Source organism: Mesorhizobium sp. M0060 (assembly GCF_040323155.1).
Lineage (GTDB): Bacteria > Pseudomonadota > Alphaproteobacteria > Rhizobiales > Rhizobiaceae > Mesorhizobium.
Genome location: NZ_JAMYUP010000084.1, coordinates 1 through 21,210, shown reverse-complemented (window position 1 = coordinate 21,210; position 21,210 = coordinate 1). Strand labels below are relative to the sequence as shown.

The window sequence follows — 21,210 nt, the reverse complement described above, 5'->3', positions numbered from 1 at the left end:
TTTCTGCTCATCTTCTTCGATCACTTGGTGTCCACCTATTTCGGTGGACACCTTGTGCATCAGAGCACTCAACAGCAAAAGGTGCGGGGAAATTCGCGCTTACAAACGTTCTGTGCGCAGCCAAATATGATTGACGCGCATGGTGGAAAGACCCGGCGCGCGCCGCAGAAACAGGATGCCCCGGGGTGCCGAAGCCCGATTTTCGTTCGATAGAATGGCAGTCGAGCGATTTCGACAGGCTTTTCCGCGAGCGAGGTGGAGCGACGAGCGCAGGAGTTGGTTCGTACCCGGCGAGACAGCAGCCCGCCGGATCGACCGCTGGTTGGCGCAAGAGGCAGAGATGTTGCCCATCCATGGAGACAGCAAGGGACGTGATACCTTCGCGTTAGATCCAATATCGAGCCCATACCTCGAAGTTGCGGACGAACTAAGTGTTCGCACGCCGTATTCGAAGACGGTGTAACGGCTCAACGATTTCACCGGACACTTCAGTGAAAACGACAATGCCGTACTGCTCTGTCGCAACCCCGCGGCCAAGAGGAGGTAAATCTTCAGCTGGCAACGGATAGCGTCCCTCAAACGCTCGTTCGGTCCTGGCGCACGTCGCGCGGGCCACGTCCTGACCAGTTCTGGGAGCTTGGCCGAACGCCACCTGCCCCAAACGTAGTCGACGTTTGTGCTCGTCGCGTTTGGATATAAAGCGGTCAAGTTGTGGCTGGTGGCAACCGACGCTAGCCGAACTGAGAGTTGCTCGTCGAAACGCCCGGAGCATGGAGCGTAGAAAACGAAGTCGCGACATTAACACGGCTCGCTGACATGCCTAGCTGTTTGAGACTGATCAACCAGACCGCATGACACCGGGCTCTTCGGTGGGTGGGTCACTGATAGCAGGCTGAAGTTCCGAACTGCCTTCCAGCACGTCCGAGAAATTGACCGTGGCGACTAGATACCCGGCTTCATCGTAAACCTTGGTACTCGAGCCTGAATGATCAGCGCCGTTCAAATCGCTCGCTACCAGTACAGCGTGGGCCAATTCGATTGCTCTCTGGCTCGCTAGGTCTGCGCTGGCTAACTCTTCCTCTAAAGTAGTGGTTTTGCCGAACTCGACGGTCTCAAAGCGGAACTTGGGCATCGGAACCTCCTGTCCTACGGAATGTCCATGTCGCCGTTGCGTTCCAAGGAACGAGCGCGTCGTCACTCCATCATCCAGCGGCTCAGGCGAATCCGCCTTGTCCTCCGCCTGGGCTGCCGGCTTTGTGAGCGCGGGGTTTGAATGTTCGAAGCTGAGCTCAATGGCGCCGCCGTGGCCGCGGCAGGCGCGCAGGCCCTCGCGCCAGGACGACTTCAGTTCATCGACGCCTTCGAAGTGGAACAGGCTCTCTTGCAGAACCTCATCGGAAGCCCGGACCTCACCGGAAGTCAGTGCGGACATCTGCCAACTCCCCCAGATGAGCTCTCACCTGGCTCTCGAGAAGCTGGTGCATGGTAGCGGTGTCGACGCCCAGTTCAGCCGACAGGATCGCCGCGATGCGTCCGGGCCAGTTCACCTAGGCGTCACGTTCCTCCCGCGCCAGCCGGAACAGCAGCGTCTTGGCGCCATCGAGCGAGACAAGCTCGCCTTTCAGCTTCTGAAGTTTTAGCCGGCGCTCCTGCGCCTTCAGCACCTCATTGGCCGTCTTTGCCTGCATGAAAGTGGTCGAGCCTGCCACGACAGGCGCCGACAGCCCCTGTTCGCGCAACGTCTCGCCAACCGCCGATAAAGCCTCCTCGGGCACTGCCTTCAGTTTGGACCGGGGCGGGGAGCGTCTCTGCTTTGAAGGATCGGTCAGAGCTGCCCGGCGTGCATCCGAGCCTGCTCCATCAATCGAGCCATCCTCAAACAGCACCAGCCGTCCGCCAATCCTGGCCTTCTGTATGGCGCCACGGGAGACCCCGGCATGGGCGGCATAGTGGCGCTCGCTCATCCCCTGCATGGTGGCCTCCCTCGCTTATGCCCGGCCCAACGAAGGTCAGGCCGCGGATCGGCCGGAATGAACATCGGCGACGTTGAGATCACTGGCCTCCAGAACTGCTTTGCGCCCAGTAAAGGTCTGCCATCTCTCCACGGCCACATCGCAGTAACGCGGATCAAGCTCCATGGCGAAGCAGGAGCGGCCGGTGGTCTCGGCGGCAATGATGGTGGTGCCGCTGCCCGAGAAGGGCTCGTAGACCGACGAACCGGTGGCGCTGTTGTTCAGCAGCGGCCGCCGCATGCATTCGACCGGCTTCTGCGTGCCGTGGACCGTGGCGTCGTCCTCACCCTGGTCACCGTTGCCGATCATCCAGATCGTGGTCTGGTCGCGCGCGCCCTGCCAGTGCCCGGTGGCGCCCTCCCTGACCGCATACCAGCACGGCTCGTGCTGCCAGTGATAATGGCCACGGCTCAGCACCAGGCGAGGCTTGGCCCAGATGATCTGGGAGCGGATGCCGAAGCCGGAAGCAGCCAGGCTGTCGGCCACCATGTGCTCGATGGCTTCCGGTGCGAACTGGACAGGCATGCGGTCTCCTCGAAGATCACGCGGCTTCCGGACGTTGCTGCTGGACTCCGCGATGGATCCCTATGGTGGCTCCGGGGGATGGATCCCATCTGGATCCGGACTGGACTCCGGGGTCCAGCAGGGTCCACCCCGAACCAGCAACTCTGCACGCATGATCAAAGGCTTACGTGTGATTTTTCGTGGAATGAGGACCCTGTTTAAGGGGTGATTTTCGTCCAAACGGGCCCCCTTAACGATGGGGTCATCAAGATGCCTCCGGTTTGATCGGAGGCATTTGTGTTTTGGATGTTGGTTGTGGAGACGATTGCAAAGATACGCCGGCTGTCGCTGGTGCAGGGGAAGTCAATCAAGGCGATCTGCCGGGAGCTGAATATCTCCCGGAAGGTGGTGCGCAAGGTTTTGCGTTCCGAGGAGACAGAGTTCCGCTACGAGCGCAAGCATCAACCCTATCCGCGGATGGGCGCCTGGCGTGACGAGTTGGATCGGCTGCTATCGGCGAATGCGGCCAAGTGTCAGCGGGAGCGGCTGACACTGATCCGCATCTTCGAGGAGCTTCGCGGCCTCGGCTATGACGGCAGCTACAGTTCGGTGTGGCGGCATGCTCAAAGTTGGGAGGCGGATCGCGGCAGCGCCGCGGCCGAAGCCTACATTCCGTTGAGCTTTGCGCCGGGCGAGGCCTACCAGTTCGACTGGAGCCACGAGGGAACCGTCGCCTTAACTGAGCATGAGAGTGAGGGAGGCGGACCGGAGGATTGTTCATGCGGCGGTCGGCATGGCGATCTCGTTCCACATTGCCATGGCGGCGTCGCGGAGATCTCGGTGCTGGGCGGCGGTCATGTGGTTACGCGGGTAGTGGAAGAGGTTGGTGATCGGGCCGTGGATGGAAACGAAACGCTGGCACTGCCGGCTTGACTTGAAGCGCTTCATGCCGCGCTCCCGTCGTCGAACGGCAAGATGCGAATTCTCCGCCCGATTGTTGATGCCCTTGTGGGATCGATGCTCCACACCTGGCATCAATTCCTTCTTCGCGGCGGCATAGGAGCCGAGTTTGTCGGTGATCATGACACGCGGTGCAATCCCCTGCTGCTTCAGCAGTTTGCGCATCAGCCGAAGTGCCGCCTTCTTGTTCCTGCGGCTTTGTACCAGAGCGTCGATGACATAGCCTTCGGCGTCGACGGCACGCCACAGCCAATGTTTCTGTCCTCTGATGATGACCACCATCTCGTCGAGATGCCACTTGTCGGCAAATTGGCCTCTGGATCGGCGCCGGGTGCGGCGGGCGTATTCGCCGCCGAACTTTGCCGCCATTCCGCGACGGTCTGGAAGGACACCTCGACGCCGCGCTCGGCGAGCAGATCCTCGACGTGGCGCAGGCTCAGTGGGAAACGGAAATACAGCCACATCGCATGGCTGATGATTTCGGCGGGGAAGCGATGACGCTTATAGAGCGCATCACGCGGTTCGGTCGGCAGGTCGGTCATGCTCCTTCATAGGAAGTCGCTTCCTTCAGCCGAGTTAAGGCGACGGTTCCTGTTGTGTCGGATCAGCTCGACCGGGATCATACTGCCGTCGGTTGCGCATAGCTCGGCCTCTAGCGGCTTTCGGGCGGTGGCCGTGAGTTCGCCCTGCGAGACGGTGGGGGAGAAAGACTCGAGCGAGCGGCCGACAGGCTGAGAGCCATCGACACAGGCAAGGGCGGCGAAGCTGTGATTGGCTGCCACGATCATCGTCTCGTTGTACACAACCAGCCCCTCGACGGCGGCGTCGGCCAGCTCTTGCATACGCGCCGTCTCCCCAGCGCGACGAAGATCACGCAGATCGAGGACAAGACCGACAAGGGCCAGAAGAATGATCACGATCGAAGCGAGCGCAAGTCCGATTGCCATCCATTCCGCTGGCAGCGCCGTGCCCGAAACGACGATGCGAGGATCGGGCACGATCGCGGCCGCGCCCATCGCAGTGAAATGATGGCTGCAAATCGCGACCGTCAGCACTAACGCGCCGAGCGCCTTCCACTTGATCGTGTTGGCCCGAAGGGCAACCGGCAAGGCTGCGGCGCCGAACAGCCCACCGAGGGCGATCGACGCTGCGACGAGCGGCATATCCCAGACGACGCGGCCCGCGATCTCGAAGGCAGCCATGCCAGTATAATGCATTACGGCGATACCGCCCCCACGATCACCCCGACGATCCAGCGTGCATACGGAACGCGGAGCGACATGCCGACGGTGAGGCCGGTTCCCGTCAAAGCGATCGCGGCGACCAGCGAGACGATCGTCAAGGCGATATTGTAGCCGCTCGGCACTGCGGGCTGGAAGGCCAGCATGGCGATGAAATGCGTTGACCAGATGCCAAAACCGGTGGCGACCGCGGCTACTGCGAGCCAGATCCGTCGCATTTCGCGTTCGCTGCGCCCGACATGATGGAGGAGGTTGACGGCCGTGAACGAGGCCAGGGCGCAGACCAAGGCCGCCAGGGCAACCAGACGCAAATCATGCTGCGCCGCAATGCAGGTGTAGACCTTCAACATGCTCTTTCCCGAAGTCGGTTACGAGCTTCGGAGAGAAACCTAGGGTCAAACCTTGAAGAAGTGCTTATGAGGGCAATTCAACTTGACGACTTCTTCCCTAGGATGGGCATTCGCGCGACCGCTTTAGGGCGCTGTTCCGACATTCAGTCAAAATCAGGCGGAAAGATGTCGGTCTCCACGCGTTGGCCAGGGCTGTAACTGCCCTTGGCGTGCTCGGAGGTTAGGGCAAGTGGAACGATGTCCCCATCGCAGTGTTAAATGGCGAAAAGAGTTGAGGCAGTACGGTGGATGATCTCAAAGAGACGGCATTGATCGCGCGGCTTGCGGCGCGGCACGGGTTGTCAAGGGACGCGGTAGAAACCGTGCTGCGTGCCCTGCGCTCGGGCGGTGGTTCCATGGCGCAGTTCAGCCATGCCGAATTCGGCGGCATGTCGCAGTGGTCATCAGGCATGACAATGGTCGGCGACATGTTTAACGATGCGCTGAGGGCGAAGCTGAACGCGGTGGCCACGGAACTAGTAGCTCATCTGCGGGAGAATCCTGAGGCTGCCCATAATGAACCGGCCGAAGTGAGCTATAGATCGCAGCAGCAGGTACCTGAAAGTTGGGCGGGCGGACTCGGCACACCCTCATCGACCGGATCGCAGAACCATTTGCGCTACGCGATCTATCCCGACACGCGGCGACTGGTCATCGAGGATGCCGGGCAGCGTACGATCTACGACACCGGCGATCACGTTATTTCGGGGATCGCCCAGGCGCAAAGTAAGGATGCGACACTGACATTCCGCAGCCAGAACGGCCTTGTGCGGCTCTCGGAGCTGAAGAAGGTCGATGCTTAAGGTTTGGCCCTATTAATGCGTCGCGATGATGCTCGCGCCCCGCGCCATTCACCGCAGCGCGGGGTGCCTAATGACGTCCTTCTTCGCCTCTTTGCGTTTCCGCCGCCGCTCCGTCTGCGGCCCGTTCGAGCGCAACCATTTTCTTGACCAAGGCCAGCAGATCGCGCTTGGTGCCGTGCGGCAGAGACACGACCTGTTGCACGAGTTCCATGGTGTCGCGCGCTTCCTCAGGCGTCCGGCCCCATAGATGCAGGGCAGCGCTGAACAGCATTTCCATCGGCATGAATCCGAGGATTTCGCACAGGTGGATCATGCGAGTGACGGGCATTTTTGAGAATGCGCGCTCATAGCGGCCATAAACCTGCATCGAAAGGCCAAGCAACGTCCACCTTAGCCACGTCCTCTCCCTTCTTGCGTTTTCCAGTCGCGCATAGGGCAACGCCTCAATCAAACATTTGAAAACGGGATTGACCCAAGGACGCCCGGCACTCTCTTGCACAGCGATTTTCCAGAAGCCGGGAGTGAGGATAGCTGCTTTCCGCAACTCGTAAGCAACCATCAGGGCCGTGCTGCGCTCGCATTGCATGGTTCTTTCCAACGGAAGCCTGCACTCGGCGTGCGAGAAATGACGGGGAGGGGTCGATATCGTGGCTGCGGTGTTCTCTAGGCACACTCGGTGCATTCGACATGTTCAAGTGTTGGCCCGCTGTATAAGTTCGGACGGATTGGGGAGATAATAAATTTATGCCTCGCGCGTTCGCATCTCGCTCTTCGCCGGACGAAGGAACCCTTCACTTTGTTTCTCCGGACAAGGATACGGTCGACATCATCTACGTTCCGTCGGCAGCAAGAATTGAGCAGGCTGGCGTGGATCTACAACTTTCCGCCGATTACAAGGTCAAGCTTCTGCAGATCAGTGGACGAGGGCGCTACATCACCATGTACCCTGTCAACACATTTGGTAACGCCCGTGATTTTCTAAAACAGAAGTACCGGCGGATTCGTAGCATCACCCTGGATCAGGGTGAATCGTCCAGTGTGGGCGACAATGCTGCGATGCCCGACACAACCGAGGCCGTTCTCGAGCTCTTGGAGGAGCTTCCTGCCGGTCTCGTCAAGGATTTCGACTTCGGCCTCGGCCTTACTAGGGAATACCGATTCATCGTTTCGGCAGTGGAAGGGCTTTCCGAATGCAGCGAGATCGTGATTTCGCATCAACAGACTGAGTGCGACGAAGAGCTCGGCATGTTTTTTCTGAAATACTCCGACTACGAGCGCCTTAGAAAGGATTGCAACAAATTCACGCAACGCGCGAGGAGCGCGGCATCCGTGGCGAAAGAGGCTGGAGTCTATAATTTTCTGGCGTATCGGCTCGGCCGGGAACAGCGATCGCTGAAATTACCGCACACGGCAATCAACCGGATGGTCTCGGATGGCGCGGCGTCTGGCCTCATGGACGAGGCCGAACAGGACGCTGTTTTGTCTGCACTCGAAAGGAACAGCCGAGCGATTGCGGAGCGCAAGCCGGAGAAGCTTGCACAGCTGCGCGATGACATCGAGCTCGTCACACTGGAGGTGCTGATTGGGCGATACGAGGAAATGCTTGGTAAACGGTTGGGGGAAGCCAGCTGGAATTTCTGCTTTCGACACCTCTGCTGCCTTTGCGGCACACAACGGTAAGGCGCAGCTATGACCCTTATGTGCCGTTGAGAAGGGTGCAAACCCGACCGATGCTTCTGTTCGATCAACGTTGCTCGCGTCGCTTTCAATCGACCGTCAAAGGAGCGGGCTCGCCCAAATCTTTGAGGAACTCCTCAATACGTTTACGCGTGCAATCGTGGCGTTCGGCTTCGCGATGAAATCCCTTCACCAGCGCTTCATCCGCGAGCGTGACCTCCCGAATCCGGCGTTCCCGGAGCCTGGGCGCATATTCGGGTGTGGTCACGAACTTGGCGCAGGTCAAATACAGATCGCACTCACAAGGGCCTTCTTCTGGCAATCGGAGGCAATGGCCGAGTTCGAGTTCCGTGCGGAAGAAGTTGGCCTTCAGCCAGGCAAGCGAATCCTCCGGCATCGCTCGTGATCGCAATGTCTCGGCGAGCGGTCCGGCGATCAGCGCACCGGGGCCAAGCACCTTCATGTAATCCTCGCGAACCGTTGCGCCGCAGGTGTGCGTATACCAGCGTCATTCCAGTGCTCGTGTGACCGAGCATCTTCATGACGGTGTGGACGCGCGCACCACCCTCGATCAACTCCGTGCCGACGGTATGGCGGAAGCGATGCGCGGTGATCGTAGCGCGGCCACGATCGTCGACAAGACCAGCTGCCTGGCAAGCCGCCTCCAGCGATGCCTCAAACAACGTCCGCGGCGATATGCACTTGCCTTTCAGCGGGAAGAGTCGCCGTACTTCGACGCCGGTGCGTTCATCAGCAAACCCGCGGCCTGGCGGATCCAGTGCCTGAAGCTCACGAATAGCCACGGCGGCTTCCGGGTGAAGCGGAACCATCCGCTCCTTGCCGGTTTTACCAGCGGGAATCCGCAAGCGTGGCGTGCCGTCAGGATACGCGTCGAGGCAGCCGTACTCGAGTCGCGTAATCTCCGAACGTCGGGCGCCGCTCCACCTGGCGATAATCAGCGCGGCTCGCTGATGGATGTCAGGCAACATGCGCGCGGGTTTCGCGGAAAATAGCTTTGTAGTCATAGCAATGCTCTCTCGTGTGGCAGGGCAAGTCTAAAAGGGCGCGGCGGTTCACCCGTCCTGGACAGGGTTGCTCAAGACCCCAAAGTCGCGGCGGTCATCGTCCGGCGCGCACGTCGCAACCCGACGATCTTTTTCAGATCTTCCGGCCGAGCCGACCCGTTCCGCCCCCGACGTTGTCAAGTTCGCGTTTGCGCATGTACACTTCCGCGGCAGGGAGATGGCCCGCCGGGGAGGAATATCGGCGGTGCCGGTACCGAGATGTTTGCTGGGCACAATCCATATCTGGTCGCGCTCTCAGTGGCCGTCGCTATTCTGGGTGGCTACACCGGCTTCGGTCTTGCTGCGCGGGTACGCGGCGTGCCCGGTGCAAGTCGCCGCCTGCTGCTGGCGGGCGCTGCAGGGTTTCTCGCCGTCGGCATCTGGACCATGCATTTCATCGGCGTCTTGGCGGCGCCGATTCCGGCCGATGCAGTCTACCTCGTTCTGCCCACCATCATTTCCTTCCTGATCTGCGCGCTGGTCGTCGGCGTGTCGCTGTTCTTCGTCAGCGTCGGCGAACCGTCCGAACGGCGCGTGACGGCCTCCGCACTGCTCATGGGCGGCGGCATTGTGTCGATGCACTATGTCGGCATCCACGGCCTAGAGGGTGGCTTCACCATCGAGCACGACCACGCCATGGTTCTGTTGGCCGCCCTCATCGCCGTCGGCACCGCCTATGGCGGCTTGAGAATCTTCCTAGCGCGGCAGGTCGGCCGGCGGCTGGCTTTGAGCGCGGTGGCTTTCGGGTTCGCGGTCTCGGGAATGCATTACACGGCGATGTACGGCATGCACTATCGCCCCGCCCCGGAACTCGCCGACAGGAGTGGCCTGGTGGCGTCGCCGCAAGTGCTGGCGCTTGTCGTGTCGCTGCTGTGCTTTGTGCTTGCGGCAGGCTTCCTGCTGTTCCTGGTGCCGGAGCCACGTCGGCGAGAGACGCCGGTCACGGCAGCCGCGGATGATAACCGGCAGCCGGTGCGGGCGGCCGACATACTCGTTGAGGGCGCTTTCGCGACCGGGAGCGAGCTTCCCTCCCATGCAGGTCCCCGGGTTGCCGCGGCACCGCTCGGCGGACTTGGCCAACCGCGCGCGGCGCCGTCGTCGCGCATGCCAGTCGAGGGAGCGGACGGCACGCATTTCATCGATGCCGTCGATGTTCGCAGCGTGCGGGCGGACGCGCATTACACGCTGGTGCATGACGGCACGCGTGAGCGCATGTCGCCGTGGTCGATCTCGGAGGCCGAGGCGCAGCTCGATCCGGCCTTCTTCCTGCGGGTGCATCGCAGTCATATCGTTGCAATCCCGCATGTCAGCTTCGTGCGCAAGGAAGGCGACGGCGCCGTCGTCGAACTTGACGGCCCGGCACCGCACCGGGTGCCGGTGAGCCGCGTCAAGATAGCCGAACTCAAGGCTCGCCTGGGTCTTGCGGGACGCAAAGCGCACACGCACTGACCCGCCGACAGGTCGCAAGCACTGACGCAGTTCGTGCGTGAAAGACCGCGTTTCGTGCGAATTTCCGCCCCTCGTGACGCCTGGCGAGCCCCGTCATTGCGCGCGCGACCAACTCGCGACAGCCTTGCCCCAACGTCCTTGCCCAATATAAAAATTGGGAACGAAGGGCGAATGGAGGAAACGATGATCCCAGGCCCATTCAGGTATCATCGGCCATCGAGCGTCGCCGACGCGGTCAAGCTGCTCGCCTCGCTCAGCGACGAAGCCCGGCCGCTGGCCGGCGGGCACAGCCTCATCCCGATGATGAAACTGCGGCTTGCGACGCCAGACCATCTGGTCGATCTTCACGAGATTGCCGAGCTCAAGGGCATCCGCCGCGATGGCGGCACGATCGTCATCGGCCCCATGACGACGCAGCACGACCTGCTCGCGTCGGATCTGATCGCGAAGTCGCTGCCGATCCTGCAGGAGACCGCACAGCTGATCGCCGACCCGCAGATACGTTATCGCGGCACGATCGGCGGCAACGTCGCCAACGGCGATCCCGGCAATGACATGCCGGCGCTGATGATGACGCTCGGCGCCAGCTACACACTCGAAGGGCCGGGCGGCACGCGCTCGGTCGCGGCAGGCGACTTTTATCAAGGCGCCTATTTCACCGCGCTCGAGCCCGGCGAGATCCTGACCGCGATCTCGATCCCAACGCCGTCTGCCGGCCACGGCTATGCCTATGAGAAGCTGAAGCGCAAGGTCGGCGACTACGCCACGGCCGCTGCCGCGGTCGTGCTGACGATGTCGGGCGGCAAGGTCGCGACGTGCTCGATCGGGCTGACCAATCTGTCGGAAACGCCGCTGCTCGCAGAAGACGCTGCAAAGGCCGTTGTTGGCACCAGCCTCGACGAGGCGTCTCTGAAGAAGGCTGCAGCGGCCGCGGAAAAGATCATGTCGCCGTCGGCCGATACGCGGGGCCCGGTCGAGTATCGGAAGCACGTCGGCGGCATCATGGTGATGCGGGCGCTGAAGCGTGCCGCGGCCCGTGCCGGCTGACGTAAGGGAGGAAAAGATGGCGAAGACCCATGTGACGATGAAGGTGAATGGCGCTGAGGTCGAGGGCCTCGTCGAGCCGCGCACGTTGCTCGTACATTTCATCCGTGAAGACCTGCAACTGACGGGCACTCATATCGGCTGTGAGACGACCCATTGCGGCGCCTGCACCATCGATATCGACGGCATGTCGGTGAAGAGCTGCACCATGTTCGCCGTGCAGGCCGAGGGCTCCGAGATCACCACGATCGAGGGCGTAGCCAACGCTGACGGGACGCTTTCGGCGCTGCAGGAAGGCTTTCGCATGATGCACGGGCTGCAATGTGGCTTCTGCACGCCAGGCATGATCCTGCGGGCGCAGCGGCTGCTGCAGGAGAACCCGACGCCCAGCGAGGAAGAGATCCGGATGGGCATCTCCGGCAACATCTGCCGCTGCACCGGCTATCAGAACATCGTCAAGGCGATCCAGTACGCGAGCGCCAAGATCAACGGCACCGAATTCAAGGAGGCCGCCGAATGAACGACATGACTCCCACGCGGGAACAGCGCGAAGCGAAACTGGAAGGCATGGGTTGCAAGCGCAAGCGCGTCGAGGATGCGCGCTTCACCCAGGGCAAGGGCAATTATGTTGACGACCTGAAGCTGCCGGGCATGCTGCATGGCGATTTCGTCCGTTCGCCGCATGCTCATGCCCGCGTAATTTCGATCAATTCGGAGAAGGCGCTGAAAGTGCCCGGCGTGCTGGCGGTTATCACCGCCGAGACGCTGAAGACCGTCAACCTTGCCTGGATGCCGACACTGGCCGGCGACGTGCAGATGGTGCTGGCCGATGGCAAGGTGCTGTTCCAGAACCAGGAAGTGGCCTTTGTGGTCGCCACCGACCGCTACACGGCAGACGACGGCGTCAATGCGGTCGAGGTCGAATATGAGGCGCTGCCGGTGGTCATCGACCCGTTCAGGGCGATGGACCCGGATGCGCCGGTGTTGCGCGAGGATCTGGCAGGCAAGACCAGCGGCGCGCACGGTCCGCGCAAGCACCACAACCACGTCTTCGAATGGACGGTGGGCGACAAGGGTCTGACCGACGCCGCCTTCCGCAAGGCGGAGGTATCGATCCAGGAGATGATCTCCTATCACCGCACCCATCCGTCGCCGCTGGAAACATGCCAGTGCGTCGCGTCGTTCGACAAGATCAAGGGCGAGTTGACTATCTGGGGCACCTTCCAGGCCCCGCACGTCATCCGTACCGTCGTGGCGTTGATCGCCAGTCTGCCGGAGCAGAAGATCCATGTGATCTCGCCCGATGTCGGCGGCGGTTTCGGCAACAAGGTCGGCGCCTATCCCGGTTACATCTGCGCGGCGGTGGCTTCGATCGTCACCGGCAAGCCGGTGAAATGGGTCGAAGACCGCATCGAGAACCTCACTGCGACCTCGTTCGCGCGCGACTATCACATGACCACCGAGATCGCGGCGACCAAGGAAGGCAAGGTGACCGGGCTGCGCGTCCACGTGCTTGCCGACCACGGCGCCTTCGACGCTTACGCCGATCCGTCGAAATGGCCGGCCGGCTTCTTCAACATCGTGACCGGGTCGTACGATTTCCCGACCGCCCATCTTTCCGTCGACGGCATCTATACCAACAAGGCGCCGGGTGGCGTCGCCTATCGCTGCTCGTTCCGGGTGACCGAGGCCGCCTACTGCATCGAACGGGCGATGGACATCCTCGCGCAGAAGCTCGGCATGGATCCGGCGGAACTGCGGTTGAAGAATTTCATCAAGCCCGAGCAGTTCCCGTACCACTCGGCGCTCGGCTGGGAATATGATTCCGGCAACTACCACACAGCCATGAAGAAGATGATGGAAACGGTGAAGTACGCAGAGCTGCGCAAGGAACAGGCCGAGAGGCGCGCCGCCTTCAAGCGCGGCGAAACCCGCGACATCATGGGGCTCGGCGTCTCCTTCTTCACCGAGATCGTCGGCGCCGGCCCATCGAAGAACTGCGACATTCTCGGCATCGCCATGTTCGACAGTTGCGAGATCAGGCTGCACCCGACCGGCGCCGGCATCGCTCGTGTCGGCACGAAGAGCACCGGCCAGGGGCACGAGACGACCTGGGCGCAGATCATCGCGACCGAGATCGGCATTCCGGCCGACAACATCATGGTCGAGGAAGGCAATACCGACACGGCTCCTTACGGGCTGGGCACCTACGGCTCCCGCTCGACGCCGGTGGCGGGTGCGGCCATCGCCATGGCCGCACGCAAGATCAAGGCGAAAGCGCAGATGATCGCGGCCTACAAGCTCGAAGTCCACGAGGACGATCTCGAATGGGACATCGACGGCTTCCGCGTGAAAGGCCTGCCGGAGAAGACGATGTCCATGAAGGATATCTGCTGGACGGCCTACAATTCGGTCCCGCCCGGCATGGAGCCGGGGCTGGAGGCCGTGAGCTACTACGATCCGCCCAACATGACCTACCCGTTCGGCGCCTATATCTGCGTCATGGACATCGATGTCGACACTGGCGTCTACAAAGTGCGGCGCTTCTACGCGCTCGACGATTGCGGCACACGCATCAATCCGATGATCATCGAGGGCCAGGTGCATGGCGGGCTGACCGAGGCCTTCGCCATCGCGATGGGGCAGGAGATTCGCTACGACGAGACCGGCAATGTGGTGACCGGATCGTTCATGGACTTCTTCATGCCGACCGCGGTCGAGACGCCGCATTGGGAGACCGATTTCACCGTCACGCCGTCGCCGCACCACCCGATCGGTGCCAAGGGCGTCGGCGAAAGCCCGAATGTCGGCGGGGTGCCGGCTTTTTCGAACGCCGTCAACGACGCGTTTTCCTTCCTTGGCTCGACGCACATCCAGATGCCGCATGATTTCTGGCGCAACTGGCAGGCGGCGAAGAATCTGGGGGTGGTGGGGTAAGGCCTTGATGACCCTATCGCGCGACCAGATCGCCGCTCGGCTTGCTGACGCCGGCTACATCGCCGACGGCGAGCTCGCCACTGCGGTCTCGCTGATGCAGTTGCTGAAACGCCCGCTGCTGCTCGAAGGCGGGGCGGGCGTCGGCAAGACCGAGGTCGCCAAGGCGCTCGCCTCCGTCCGCGGCACCGAACTGATCCGCCTGCAATGCTATGAGGGCCTCGACCAGTCGGCGGCCCTTTATGAGTGGAACTACCAGCGCCAACTGTTGGCGATCGAGGCGCACAAGGGCGAAGCTGGCCAGAAGATGAAGGCAGCGGAGATCGAAGATCAGATTTTTTCGGAAAAATATCTGCTCGAACGGCCGCTGCTGGCGGCCATCCGCCGCAAGACGCCGCCGGTGCTGCTGATCGACGAGGTCGACCGCGCCGACGAGGAGTTCGAGGCTTTTTTGCTGGAGCTTCTGTCGGATTTCCAGGTTTCGATTCCCGAGCTCGGCACCGTCACCGCCACGTCCATCCCGCATGTCGTTTTGACCTCGAACGGTATGCGCGAGCTTTCAGACGCGCTGCGCCGCCGCTGCCTCTACCACTATGTCGACTATCCGGATGTCGATCGCGAAGCGCGCATCATCCTGGTGCGCATTGCCGGCGCCGGCGCATCATTGTCGCTGCAGATCGCGCGGATGGTCGAAAAAATCCGCAAGGAGGATTTGCGTAAGGTGCCGGGCGTCGCCGAAACGCTGGACTGGGCGGCGGCGCTGGTCGGGCTCGACGTACGCGACCTGCACGAGGCGCCCGAGATCGTGCATGAGACGCTGATGTGCTTGTTCAAGACCCGTGAGGACAGGGCGCGGTTCAAGCCGGAAGTCACGCAACGCCTGCTGGGGAACGTCGCATGAGCTGCTGTGGCTTGCCTCCGACCACCAACGAACTCGACGAGGTTTCCCGGCTCGTCTTGTCCAGGCTGGCAGCGTTCCTGCGCACGTTGCGCGACAATGCTTTTGCGGTCGGCTTGCGCGAGGGCCAGGACGCGGCGTCGCTGATGGCTTCCGGTTATGCGCAAAAGCCGGGCCTGCTCCGCTCTGCCTTCAAGCACCTGTTTTCGGCGCGCAAGGCCGATTGGGAGCAGTTCGACGGCCTGTTCGACGCCTTCTGGCTCGGCAAGCGGGTGCGCTCGCGTTCGATAGTTTCAGGCTCGACCGCACGGCAGGACAATCCATCGGTCAAAAATCTGCAGGATCCCTCGTCGCAGGCCGGCGCGCAGGGCGCCTCCCACCAGATTCCGGCCGGCGATCATCCCGTCTCAGACGATCGCAGCGGCGAGGGCCGCATGGAAGGCGCCTCACGCGCCGAAAATCTCGCCGAAACGGATTTCAGGAAGATCGCCGATCCGCAGCAAATGCAGGAGGCCCATGCCGTCGCGGCGCGGCTGGCCAAGGCGATGCGTGCAAGACTGACCCGGCTCGACCTCGCCCGCCGTCGCGGCTACAGGCTCGACCTGCGCCGTACCATCCACCGCAACATCAGCCATGGCGGCGTGCCGATCAGCCTGGTGAAGCGGCAACGCAAGGAGAAGCCGCTCAGGCTGGTGATGCTGCTCGATGCGTCGGGCTCGATGAGCATGTACACGACGGTGTTCCTGAGGTTCATCCATGGCGTGCTCGACGAATTCCGCGAGGCCGAGGCGTTCCTTTTCCACACGCGGCTGGTCCATGTGTCCGACGCCATGAAGGAGCGCGACGCACAACGCGCGCTCGACCGGCTGTCGATGATGGCGCAAGGCGCGGGCGGCGGCACCAGGATCGGCGAGTGCCTGGCGGCCTTCAACCGTTGGCACGCGGCGCGCGTCATCCATGCGCGCACCTGCGTGATGATCGTCTCCGACGGCTACGAGACCGGCGACGCCGCCTTGCTCGGCCGCGAGATGGCGCAGCTCGAAAAACGCTGCCGGCGTATCGTGTGGTTGAACCCGATGATCGGCTGGGAAGGCTATGCCCCAGAGGCCGCGGGCATCAAGGCTGCGCTCCCGTATATCGACCTCTATGCGCCGGCTCATACGCTGAACAGCCTCGCCGACCTCGAACCGTATCTCGCCAAGCTCTGACGGAGGCGTTTTGGCCATGACCGCTCATGTCGATGTGATGGACCTGATGTCCCGGATGAAAGCTGCGGAAGAAGCCTTCGTGCTGGCCACTGTCGTGCGCACCGTTTCGGTGACGGCTGCGAAGGCGGGCGCCAAGGCGGTGATCCGCCCGGACGGCACGATCGCAGCCGGCTGGATCGGCGGCGGCTGCGCCAAAGGCGCGGTGCTGAAGGCGGCGCGCGAGGCGCTCGCCGACGGCGAGTCGCGGCTGGTGTCCATTCAACCGGAGAACCTGCTGGTCGAACTCGGCGTCGCGCCGGGCGAAAGCCGCCTCGGCGTGAAATTCGCAAAGAACATGTGCCCAAGCCAGGGCACAATGGACATTTTCGTGGAGCCCGTGCTGCCGCATCCATCGCTGGTCATCCTGGGCGCCAGCCCGGTGGCGATGGCGCTTGCCGAACAGGCGCGACCGCTCGGCTACCACGTGACGGTCGCCGTGCCCGCCGGCGATATGCCGTCGACCCCTGACGCGGACGTCCTGATCGACGGCTTCGTGCTCGAACATCTCCATGACGCCCGGCGCTTCATCGTCGTTTCCACGCAGGGCAAGGGCGACGAAGCAGCACTCAAGGCGGCACTCGGTGTCGAGGCAGAGTATCGGGCCTTCGTCGGCAGCCGCCGCAAGATGGCATCGCTGCGCGAAAAGCTGCTGTCGGAGGGGATCGAGGCGAATGCCCTGGACAGCGTCAAGGCGCCGGCTGGCATCGATCTCGGCGCCATCACGCCCGAAGAGATCGCCCTGTCGATCCTTGCAGAAGTCACGGCAGAGCGCCGTGGCGGGCAGCGCGGCATCGTAGCGCTCCAACCAACCAACGAAGGGTGACGCAATGGACACGAATGGCAGCGAACATATCGGCGCACCGGTCGAAACTGTATGGCGGGCATTGAACGACCCGGAAATCCTGCGCCGGTCGATTCCGGGCTGCCAAGCCCTCGATAAACTTTCCGAAACCGAGATGACGGCGACCGTGGTGCTGAAGATCGGCCCGCTGAAAGCGACGTTTCAGGGGTCGGTCGAACTTTTGAACCTCAACCCGCCCCACGCCTACACGATCAACGGTGAAGGCAAGGGCGGCATCGTCGGCTTCGCCAAGGGCAGCGCCGATGTCTCGCTTGTCGCCGACGGCCCCGATGCCACAATCCTCTCCTACACGGTCAGGGCGGAGGTTGGCGGCAAGATCGCCCAGATGGGAAGCCGGCTGATCGATTCAACGGCCCGCAAACTAGCCGGGCAGTTCTTCACCAATCTCGGAGGCAAGTTGGCGGATCAGCCCGCGATGACCGGAACCTGATTCGATTTCGTGATCTCTGGAAGCGCTGTTGCGAACATCTGAAGGTCCGCAACGTGTCGAGAGCCGATCATGCGAGTGCTCCGCGTACGTCTGCTCATGGCGCTGCTTGCTCGTTCCGGCAGCCGGCTCAAACGACAGAGTCCCACCCCGAGCGGGCTTACGACTCCGGTACCAAGCGTCATGTGTGGATGCCCCCGTTGATGCAAGGGGATTTTCGAACGTCGAGGGCATGTGATCGGTGCGGTCATGTGTCAGGCCTCGCTGTTGCGGCGCTTCAGCTTTACGGCCGGCTTGAACCACTTCAGGCAGCTCGAATGCCCCTCGACGCCCCACCGCCACGTGAGAGCCGGTTCGGCTCGCCGCTTGAACTGTCGCGCGTACATTGGGTCAGGCCTGAAATGGTGGTCGAGGTCGCCTATCTCACCTGGACGGAAGACAATCTCCTGCGTCAGGTCTCGTATCAAGGTGAGGGCAGGACAAGCCCGCCCGGCAGGTGGTGCGTTCCGTGCCCCATCCCTGATCGGCATCGGTCGCCGATCGCTTCATTTCATCCGACTTGCTCCACCTGCAGCGTGCCGGGTGGAAGGGGTTTGATCAGCGACTTGGCCGATACCGAAGGGTCGAGCCAATCCGCCCACGCGCTGCGATCGAGGATGACGATCTGCCGGTCGTGGTAGGGTACGATGTCGGGTCCTGGCTCCATCGTCAGCATGGTGAATGCCTCGCCGACCTCAGGCGTTTCACGCCAGATGCCGGCGATGCAGAAGATCGGCTCCTCCTTCTTTGTGAAGAGCCACTTGTCCTTGCGCTTCTTCTTGGGGTCTTCCGGATCGGTGAACTCGTAGAAGCCGTCCGCCACGATCAGGCAGCGACCGGTCCGCGATCGCGTTCCTGTTATGTTCGCGCGACCATGAGCGCGAGGGTTTTCGATTCCGACGCATCGCTCGACGATCGCCGCGTCATCATAAGGCGCTGCGGCGGCGATGTTGAGATGGCAGAGCTGCGTTGGGGCCTTCAGCCCAGCGAAGTTGGAGGCAGGCCCTTCACCGTTGTGCGCGCTGAGGGCAGGACGTTTCCCAGTCACCGTTGCCTCGTTCCTCATCCGAGTTCCGGCACCGGAGCAGGGGCAAGGCCTATAGCTTCTCGCTCGCCGATGGTGACTGGTTCTATTTTGCTGGTGTCTGGCGCCCCGCGACACGGGACTGGCCTGAGGCTTATGCCATCCTGACGATCGAGGCGAACGACGACGTGGCGCCCTTTCACGACCGGCAGATGACGGTGCTGCGGCGCGATCAGCGAATGGCTTGGCTCGACCGGACCGGCTTGGAGGGAGAGCTGCTTCGGCCATTGCCTGCCGGCACGTTCGTGGTTTCGAAGCCTCGCGAAGCATCTGCACAGGCGGTGCTCGCATTTTGAACCAAAAACCCGAACTTGGTGATCTCGCCGGCCATCCGGCCAATATCATTTGGACCTCAGTCGCTGCGTAGGATTTTCGCTTCTAGCGCCGCTGCAACGAAGGCTCGTCTCGCTACCGGCGTCTGGGCTTCGCCACGCAGAACCTGAAGACACGCATCCATGGCCAGTTTTCGCTTCTCCGTCTGATGAGGGACACTTCGCAGCAGGATCGTGGCTGCGTCGTTCACATCGAATATGACGCGCTCACGGTCATGCCGGCCAATTTGCACCACCACGGGCCGGACGAACCTGCTCGACATGCAATCACTCTCTCAGTTCCGACTTCGATACCGGTCTTCGCGTATCATGACGTTGGGTCAATTCATACATGTATGGGCTAAGCTCGAAGAGAACCTGCAGTTGCTCAATCTCAACACAAATCTGCCTGTCCAATTTGAGCAGGCCGCTACCCAAAATCGGATGGGTCCCGGTCTTGGTGCGCAAGAAAGCACAGCGGAATTCTGCCGCGTCCGGAAGGTGAAGCGGCGCTTGGTCTTCGGGCTTTCCTGAAGCCCGAGCCTTCCTTCCTGGGTGTCAGCCTTGACGCGGCCGCTGCCGCAATGCCGACGCTTCCAGTGGCGCGCGGATGCCGGGAGAGGAAGAGGGCGGGCGGGCCGCGGTGGCGGGTGAAGGCCCGGGAGAGAGTCTCCCGGCGCTCGCCGAGGAGCGACACCCATGACCCAGATGGAAATTCACACGCCCAAGCGCAACGAGCGTGCCGGTTATAAGGTCGACGTCAGCCGCGGCCAGCGCATCGGCCGCGTGTCGTCAGAATGGTTCAACCGGCCGGCGGACGAGCGATATCTGTCGCTCACCGACCTTCGGAATTCGGTCACGAGTCGGTCGGAGCGCAGCAAGACCCGCATCGTCGAAAGTGAGCTGATCCGCGTCGAAGCCAGCCGCGACGATCCGGAGCGCCTGAGGCTAATGCTGCCTAATGCGCGTGCCCCAGTTGCCCCCACGCATTGGAGTTTTGGCCAACTCGCCAGCCTGGTAGGCGCGCCGGCCACCTATCTGCGCCAGCTCCCGGCCCCGCTCGCGGCGATCAACCTTCAGCATGGTCTCCTCAACCACCGCGCCGAGCAGGTGAAGACGCTGGAAATCGAGAACGGACGCCTCGAGCTGCGAGCTGTAACCGGTCCGGACTATGGCAGAATATTTGACTCAGAACTGATCGACGCCGTGCAGAGGATCGCTGGCAACGGCACCGGGGACACGCGCTGGAAGGTGCCGGGAATCCTCGATTGGTCAACGGGAATTTACAACCCGAACGTCGACATCTCCAACGACACGACTACGCTGTATGCGTCCGACCGAGATGTGTTTGTGTTTCTTGTCGACGACCTGAACCCGATCGAGGCCGGGCGGCTGCCGAATGGGGAACCGGATCTTTATTTCCGCGGCTTCTATTGCTGGAATTCCGAAGTCGGAGCCCGCACCCTCGGGATTGCCAGCTTCTATCTGCGCGCGGTGTGCCAGAATCGAAATCTGTGGGGCGTGGAAGATTTCGAGGAAATCACCATCCGCCACTCAAAATACGCGGCCTCCCGTTTCGCCCTGGAAGCCGAGCCGGCGCTGATCCAGTTTGCCGATTCCTCGCCCATGCCATTCGTCAACGGCATCAAGACGGCGCGGCAACGGATCGTTGCCAGAGACGACGAAGATCGCCAGGGCTTCCTGCGCAAGCGCGGCTTCTCCAAGTCCGAGACCACGAAGATCATCGATACTGTTCTCATGGAGGAAGGCAGACCACCGGAATCGATTTTTGATTTCGTGCAGGGCATCACCCGGGTCGCGCGCGACAAGCCGCATCAGGATGTCCGCCTGGAAATGGAGGGCAAAGCCAAGAAGCTTCTCGATTTCGCCGCCTGATCCTGCGCAGGCCGGCAACGGAAACTCTCGTCGCCGGCCTGCCTCCGGGCCGTTTCCATCAATCCCAGCGCGGTCCTTCGAATCAAGTGGCCGGCGCTTTTTTCGTGGGAGGACGCGGTGACGCCAACACGCTGAAGGCGCCTCGGGCGCGGCTCGGCCGCGCCTAGATCCGCGAGCCGAAACCAGCAGCGCTTCATGTCGAGCCTGCAAGTCGGGAGACGGCGCTGGCGTGAGGCCTGGAGGCAGAGGGGGGAGGGGAGGGTTGCGTAGAGTAGGGATGAAGCGCCTTACCTCGTCTCCGAGGCAGGTCTCTTCATCCCCCGCTCCGAACCGGACGTGCAAGTTTCCAAGCATCCGGCTCTCCATGCG

The 21,210-nt window shown here is 62.1% G+C and carries 21 protein-coding genes and 7 pseudogenes; 17 read left to right on the top strand and 11 right to left on the bottom strand.

Going from position 1 to position 21,210, the window contains the following annotated elements:
- Together NKJ94_RS34395 and NKJ94_RS34390 are read left to right on the top strand one after the other, a co-directional pair.
- Positions 1–213, top strand: a 213-nt coding sequence (locus NKJ94_RS34395) for a hypothetical protein (protein WP_352531877.1), incomplete at its 5' end; no start/stop codon positions are given.
- A pseudogene (locus tag NKJ94_RS34390) lies at positions 140–460 on the top strand (hypothetical protein); the annotation flags it as partial. The gene NKJ94_RS34395 and the pseudogene NKJ94_RS34390, both read left to right, overlap by 74 nt.
- 378 nt (positions 461–838) lie before the next feature.
- On the opposite strand, the gene NKJ94_RS34385 reads toward NKJ94_RS34390, so the two are convergent.
- From NKJ94_RS34385 to NKJ94_RS34375, 3 genes and pseudogenes are all read right to left on the bottom strand, one after another.
- Positions 839–1,432 (bottom strand): hypothetical protein, encoded by a 594-nt coding sequence (locus NKJ94_RS34385; RefSeq protein ID WP_352531871.1) that lies wholly within the window; start codon positions 1,430–1,432, stop codon positions 839–841.
- A 115-nt stretch (positions 1,433–1,547) separates the two neighbouring features.
- Complete coding sequence (locus tag NKJ94_RS34380) at positions 1,548–1,973, bottom strand: hypothetical protein (RefSeq protein WP_352531869.1); 426 nt, start codon at positions 1,971–1,973, stop codon at positions 1,548–1,550.
- Between the two features lie 36 nt (positions 1,974–2,009).
- Positions 2,010–2,498, bottom strand: a pseudogene (locus NKJ94_RS34375) (DNA-methyltransferase); the annotation flags it as partial.
- A gap of 324 nt (positions 2,499–2,822) precedes the next feature.
- On the opposite strand from NKJ94_RS34375, the pseudogene NKJ94_RS34370 reads away from it, so the two are divergent.
- Positions 2,823–3,239: pseudogene (locus NKJ94_RS34370) on the top strand (IS21 family transposase); the annotation flags it as partial.
- A gap of 54 nt (positions 3,240–3,293) precedes the next feature.
- Here the strand turns inward: NKJ94_RS34370 and NKJ94_RS34365 are convergent.
- The 3 genes and pseudogenes from NKJ94_RS34365 to NKJ94_RS34355 all read right to left on the bottom strand — a co-directional run bounded on the left by NKJ94_RS34365 (position 3,294) and on the right by NKJ94_RS34355 (position 5,067).
- Positions 3,294–4,018 (bottom strand): annotated as a pseudogene (locus tag NKJ94_RS34365) (IS6 family transposase).
- A gap of 6 nt (positions 4,019–4,024) precedes the next feature.
- On the bottom strand, positions 4,025–4,678 hold the full coding sequence (locus tag NKJ94_RS34360; protein ID WP_352531867.1) for an MHYT domain-containing protein: 654 nt from the start codon (positions 4,676–4,678) through the stop codon (positions 4,025–4,027).
- Between the two features lie 14 nt (positions 4,679–4,692).
- Entirely contained in the window at positions 4,693–5,067 is a 375-nt protein-coding gene (locus NKJ94_RS34355) for an MHYT domain-containing protein (protein ID WP_352531865.1), read from the bottom strand.
- 284 nt (positions 5,068–5,351) lie between these two features.
- On the opposite strand from NKJ94_RS34355, the gene NKJ94_RS34350 reads away from it, so the two are divergent.
- Positions 5,352–5,909, top strand: coding sequence for a hypothetical protein (locus NKJ94_RS34350; RefSeq protein WP_352531863.1), 558 nt, complete (start codon positions 5,352–5,354; stop codon positions 5,907–5,909).
- A 67-nt stretch (positions 5,910–5,976) separates the two neighbouring features.
- Here NKJ94_RS34350 and NKJ94_RS34345 read toward each other — a convergent pair whose 3' ends face one another.
- Positions 5,977–6,495, bottom strand: coding sequence for a hypothetical protein (locus tag NKJ94_RS34345; RefSeq protein ID WP_352531861.1), 519 nt, complete (start codon positions 6,493–6,495; stop codon positions 5,977–5,979).
- Between NKJ94_RS34345 and NKJ94_RS34340 the strand changes: the two genes are divergently transcribed.
- Both NKJ94_RS34340 and NKJ94_RS34335 read left to right on the top strand, forming a co-directional pair.
- Positions 6,490–6,576, top strand: a complete 87-nt coding sequence (locus NKJ94_RS34340; RefSeq protein WP_352531873.1) for a helix-turn-helix domain-containing protein — start codon at positions 6,490–6,492, stop codon at positions 6,574–6,576. The genes NKJ94_RS34345 and NKJ94_RS34340 overlap by 6 nt on opposite strands.
- Positions 6,577–6,653: 77 nt before the next feature.
- Complete coding sequence (locus NKJ94_RS34335) at positions 6,654–7,589, top strand: hypothetical protein (protein ID WP_352531859.1); 936 nt, start codon at positions 6,654–6,656, stop codon at positions 7,587–7,589.
- 85 nt (positions 7,590–7,674) lie between these two features.
- Here NKJ94_RS34335 and NKJ94_RS34330 read toward each other — a convergent pair whose 3' ends face one another.
- Together NKJ94_RS34330 and NKJ94_RS34325 are read right to left on the bottom strand one after the other, a co-directional pair.
- Entirely contained in the window at positions 7,675–8,049 is a 375-nt protein-coding gene (locus NKJ94_RS34330) for a hypothetical protein (protein ID WP_352531875.1), read from the bottom strand.
- Positions 8,050–8,131: 82 nt separating this feature from the next.
- Positions 8,132–8,575 (bottom strand): annotated as a pseudogene (locus NKJ94_RS34325) (tyrosine-type recombinase/integrase); the annotation flags it as partial.
- A gap of 294 nt (positions 8,576–8,869) precedes the next feature.
- Here NKJ94_RS34325 and NKJ94_RS34320 point away from each other — a divergent pair.
- The 9 genes and pseudogenes from NKJ94_RS34320 to NKJ94_RS34280 all read left to right on the top strand — a co-directional run.
- Positions 8,870–10,099, top strand: coding sequence for an MHYT domain-containing protein (locus NKJ94_RS34320; protein ID WP_352531857.1), 1,230 nt, complete (start codon positions 8,870–8,872; stop codon positions 10,097–10,099).
- A gap of 183 nt (positions 10,100–10,282) precedes the next feature.
- A complete protein-coding gene (locus NKJ94_RS34315) occupies positions 10,283–11,146 on the top strand; it encodes an FAD binding domain-containing protein (protein WP_352531855.1) in 864 nt (287 codons plus the stop codon).
- A 16-nt stretch (positions 11,147–11,162) separates the two neighbouring features.
- Entirely contained in the window at positions 11,163–11,663 is a 501-nt protein-coding gene (locus NKJ94_RS34310; protein WP_352531853.1) for a (2Fe-2S)-binding protein, read from the top strand.
- Positions 11,660–14,080 carry an aerobic carbon-monoxide dehydrogenase large subunit gene (locus NKJ94_RS34305; RefSeq protein ID WP_352531850.1) on the top strand — a complete coding sequence of 807 codons (2,421 nt, stop codon included), beginning with the start codon at positions 11,660–11,662 and terminating at the stop codon, positions 14,078–14,080. The genes NKJ94_RS34310 and NKJ94_RS34305 overlap by 4 nt, the downstream gene beginning before the upstream one ends.
- 7 nt (positions 14,081–14,087) lie before the next feature.
- Complete coding sequence (locus NKJ94_RS34300) at positions 14,088–14,978, top strand: AAA family ATPase (RefSeq protein WP_352531848.1); 891 nt, start codon at positions 14,088–14,090, stop codon at positions 14,976–14,978.
- Entirely contained in the window at positions 14,975–16,183 is a 1,209-nt protein-coding gene (locus tag NKJ94_RS34295) for a vWA domain-containing protein (protein WP_352531846.1), read from the top strand. Before NKJ94_RS34300 ends, NKJ94_RS34295 begins: the two co-directional genes overlap by 4 nt.
- A 16-nt stretch (positions 16,184–16,199) precedes the next feature.
- The gene (locus NKJ94_RS34290) at positions 16,200–17,045 is read left to right on the top strand and encodes an XdhC family protein (protein WP_352531844.1); all 846 of its coding nucleotides are present in this window, start codon (positions 16,200–16,202) and stop codon (positions 17,043–17,045) included.
- 4 nt (positions 17,046–17,049) lie between these two features.
- On the top strand, positions 17,050–17,514 hold the full coding sequence (locus tag NKJ94_RS34285) for an SRPBCC family protein (RefSeq protein ID WP_352531842.1): 465 nt from the start codon (positions 17,050–17,052) through the stop codon (positions 17,512–17,514).
- 188 nt (positions 17,515–17,702) lie between these two features.
- Positions 17,703–17,969: pseudogene (locus NKJ94_RS34280) on the top strand (ATP dependent DNA ligase); the annotation flags it as partial.
- A gap of 92 nt (positions 17,970–18,061) precedes the next feature.
- Here NKJ94_RS34280 and NKJ94_RS34275 read toward each other — a convergent pair.
- Entirely contained in the window at positions 18,062–18,598 is a 537-nt protein-coding gene (locus tag NKJ94_RS34275) for an SOS response-associated peptidase family protein (protein ID WP_352531840.1), read from the bottom strand.
- Between NKJ94_RS34275 and NKJ94_RS34270 the strand changes: the two are divergent.
- Positions 18,506–18,930, top strand: a pseudogene (locus tag NKJ94_RS34270) (SOS response-associated peptidase family protein). The gene NKJ94_RS34275 and the pseudogene NKJ94_RS34270 overlap by 93 nt on opposite strands.
- A gap of 56 nt (positions 18,931–18,986) precedes the next feature.
- Here NKJ94_RS34270 and NKJ94_RS34265 read toward each other — a convergent pair.
- Complete coding sequence (locus tag NKJ94_RS34265; RefSeq protein ID WP_352531838.1) at positions 18,987–19,229, bottom strand: DUF982 domain-containing protein; 243 nt, start codon at positions 19,227–19,229, stop codon at positions 18,987–18,989.
- A gap of 415 nt (positions 19,230–19,644) precedes the next feature.
- Between NKJ94_RS34265 and NKJ94_RS34260 the strand changes: the two genes are divergently transcribed.
- Complete coding sequence (locus tag NKJ94_RS34260; RefSeq protein ID WP_352531836.1) at positions 19,645–20,841, top strand: DUF932 domain-containing protein; 1,197 nt, start codon at positions 19,645–19,647, stop codon at positions 20,839–20,841.
- The last annotated feature ends 369 nt before the right edge of the window (positions 20,842–21,210 follow it).

Excerpts from the sequence above, each read along its gene's own strand:
- NKJ94_RS34310 (WP_352531853.1), top strand. The coding sequence starts at position 11,163 with ATGGCGAAGACCCATGTGACGATGAAGGTGAATGGCGCTGAGGTCGAG.
- NKJ94_RS34355 (WP_352531865.1), bottom strand. The coding sequence starts at position 5,067 with ATGTTGAAGGTCTACACCTGCATTGCGGCGCAGCATGATTTGCGTCTG.
- NKJ94_RS34295 (WP_352531846.1), top strand. The coding sequence starts at position 14,975 with ATGAGCTGCTGTGGCTTGCCTCCGACCACCAACGAACTCGACGAGGTT.
- NKJ94_RS34385 (WP_352531871.1), bottom strand. The coding sequence starts at position 1,432 with ATGTCCGCACTGACTTCCGGTGAGGTCCGGGCTTCCGATGAGGTTCTG.
- NKJ94_RS34285 (WP_352531842.1), top strand. The coding sequence starts at position 17,050 with ATGGACACGAATGGCAGCGAACATATCGGCGCACCGGTCGAAACTGTA.
- NKJ94_RS34315 (WP_352531855.1), top strand. The coding sequence starts at position 10,283 with ATGATCCCAGGCCCATTCAGGTATCATCGGCCATCGAGCGTCGCCGAC.
- NKJ94_RS34260 (WP_352531836.1), top strand. The coding sequence starts at position 19,645 with ATGACCCAGATGGAAATTCACACGCCCAAGCGCAACGAGCGTGCCGGT.
- NKJ94_RS34265 (WP_352531838.1), bottom strand. The coding sequence starts at position 19,229 with ATGTCGAGCAGGTTCGTCCGGCCCGTGGTGGTGCAAATTGGCCGGCAT.
- NKJ94_RS34320 (WP_352531857.1), top strand. The coding sequence starts at position 8,870 with ATGTTTGCTGGGCACAATCCATATCTGGTCGCGCTCTCAGTGGCCGTC.
- NKJ94_RS34345 (WP_352531861.1), bottom strand. The coding sequence starts at position 6,495 with ATGCAATGCGAGCGCAGCACGGCCCTGATGGTTGCTTACGAGTTGCGG.
- NKJ94_RS34335 (WP_352531859.1), top strand. The coding sequence starts at position 6,654 with ATGCCTCGCGCGTTCGCATCTCGCTCTTCGCCGGACGAAGGAACCCTT.
- NKJ94_RS34380 (WP_352531869.1), bottom strand. The coding sequence starts at position 1,973 with ATGCAGGGGATGAGCGAGCGCCACTATGCCGCCCATGCCGGGGTCTCC.
- NKJ94_RS34290 (WP_352531844.1), top strand. The coding sequence starts at position 16,200 with ATGACCGCTCATGTCGATGTGATGGACCTGATGTCCCGGATGAAAGCT.
- NKJ94_RS34305 (WP_352531850.1), top strand. The coding sequence starts at position 11,660 with ATGAACGACATGACTCCCACGCGGGAACAGCGCGAAGCGAAACTGGAA.
- NKJ94_RS34330 (WP_352531875.1), bottom strand. The coding sequence starts at position 8,049 with ATGAAGGTGCTTGGCCCCGGTGCGCTGATCGCCGGACCGCTCGCCGAG.
- NKJ94_RS34300 (WP_352531848.1), top strand. The coding sequence starts at position 14,088 with ATGACCCTATCGCGCGACCAGATCGCCGCTCGGCTTGCTGACGCCGGC.
- NKJ94_RS34360 (WP_352531867.1), bottom strand. The coding sequence starts at position 4,678 with ATGGCTGCCTTCGAGATCGCGGGCCGCGTCGTCTGGGATATGCCGCTC.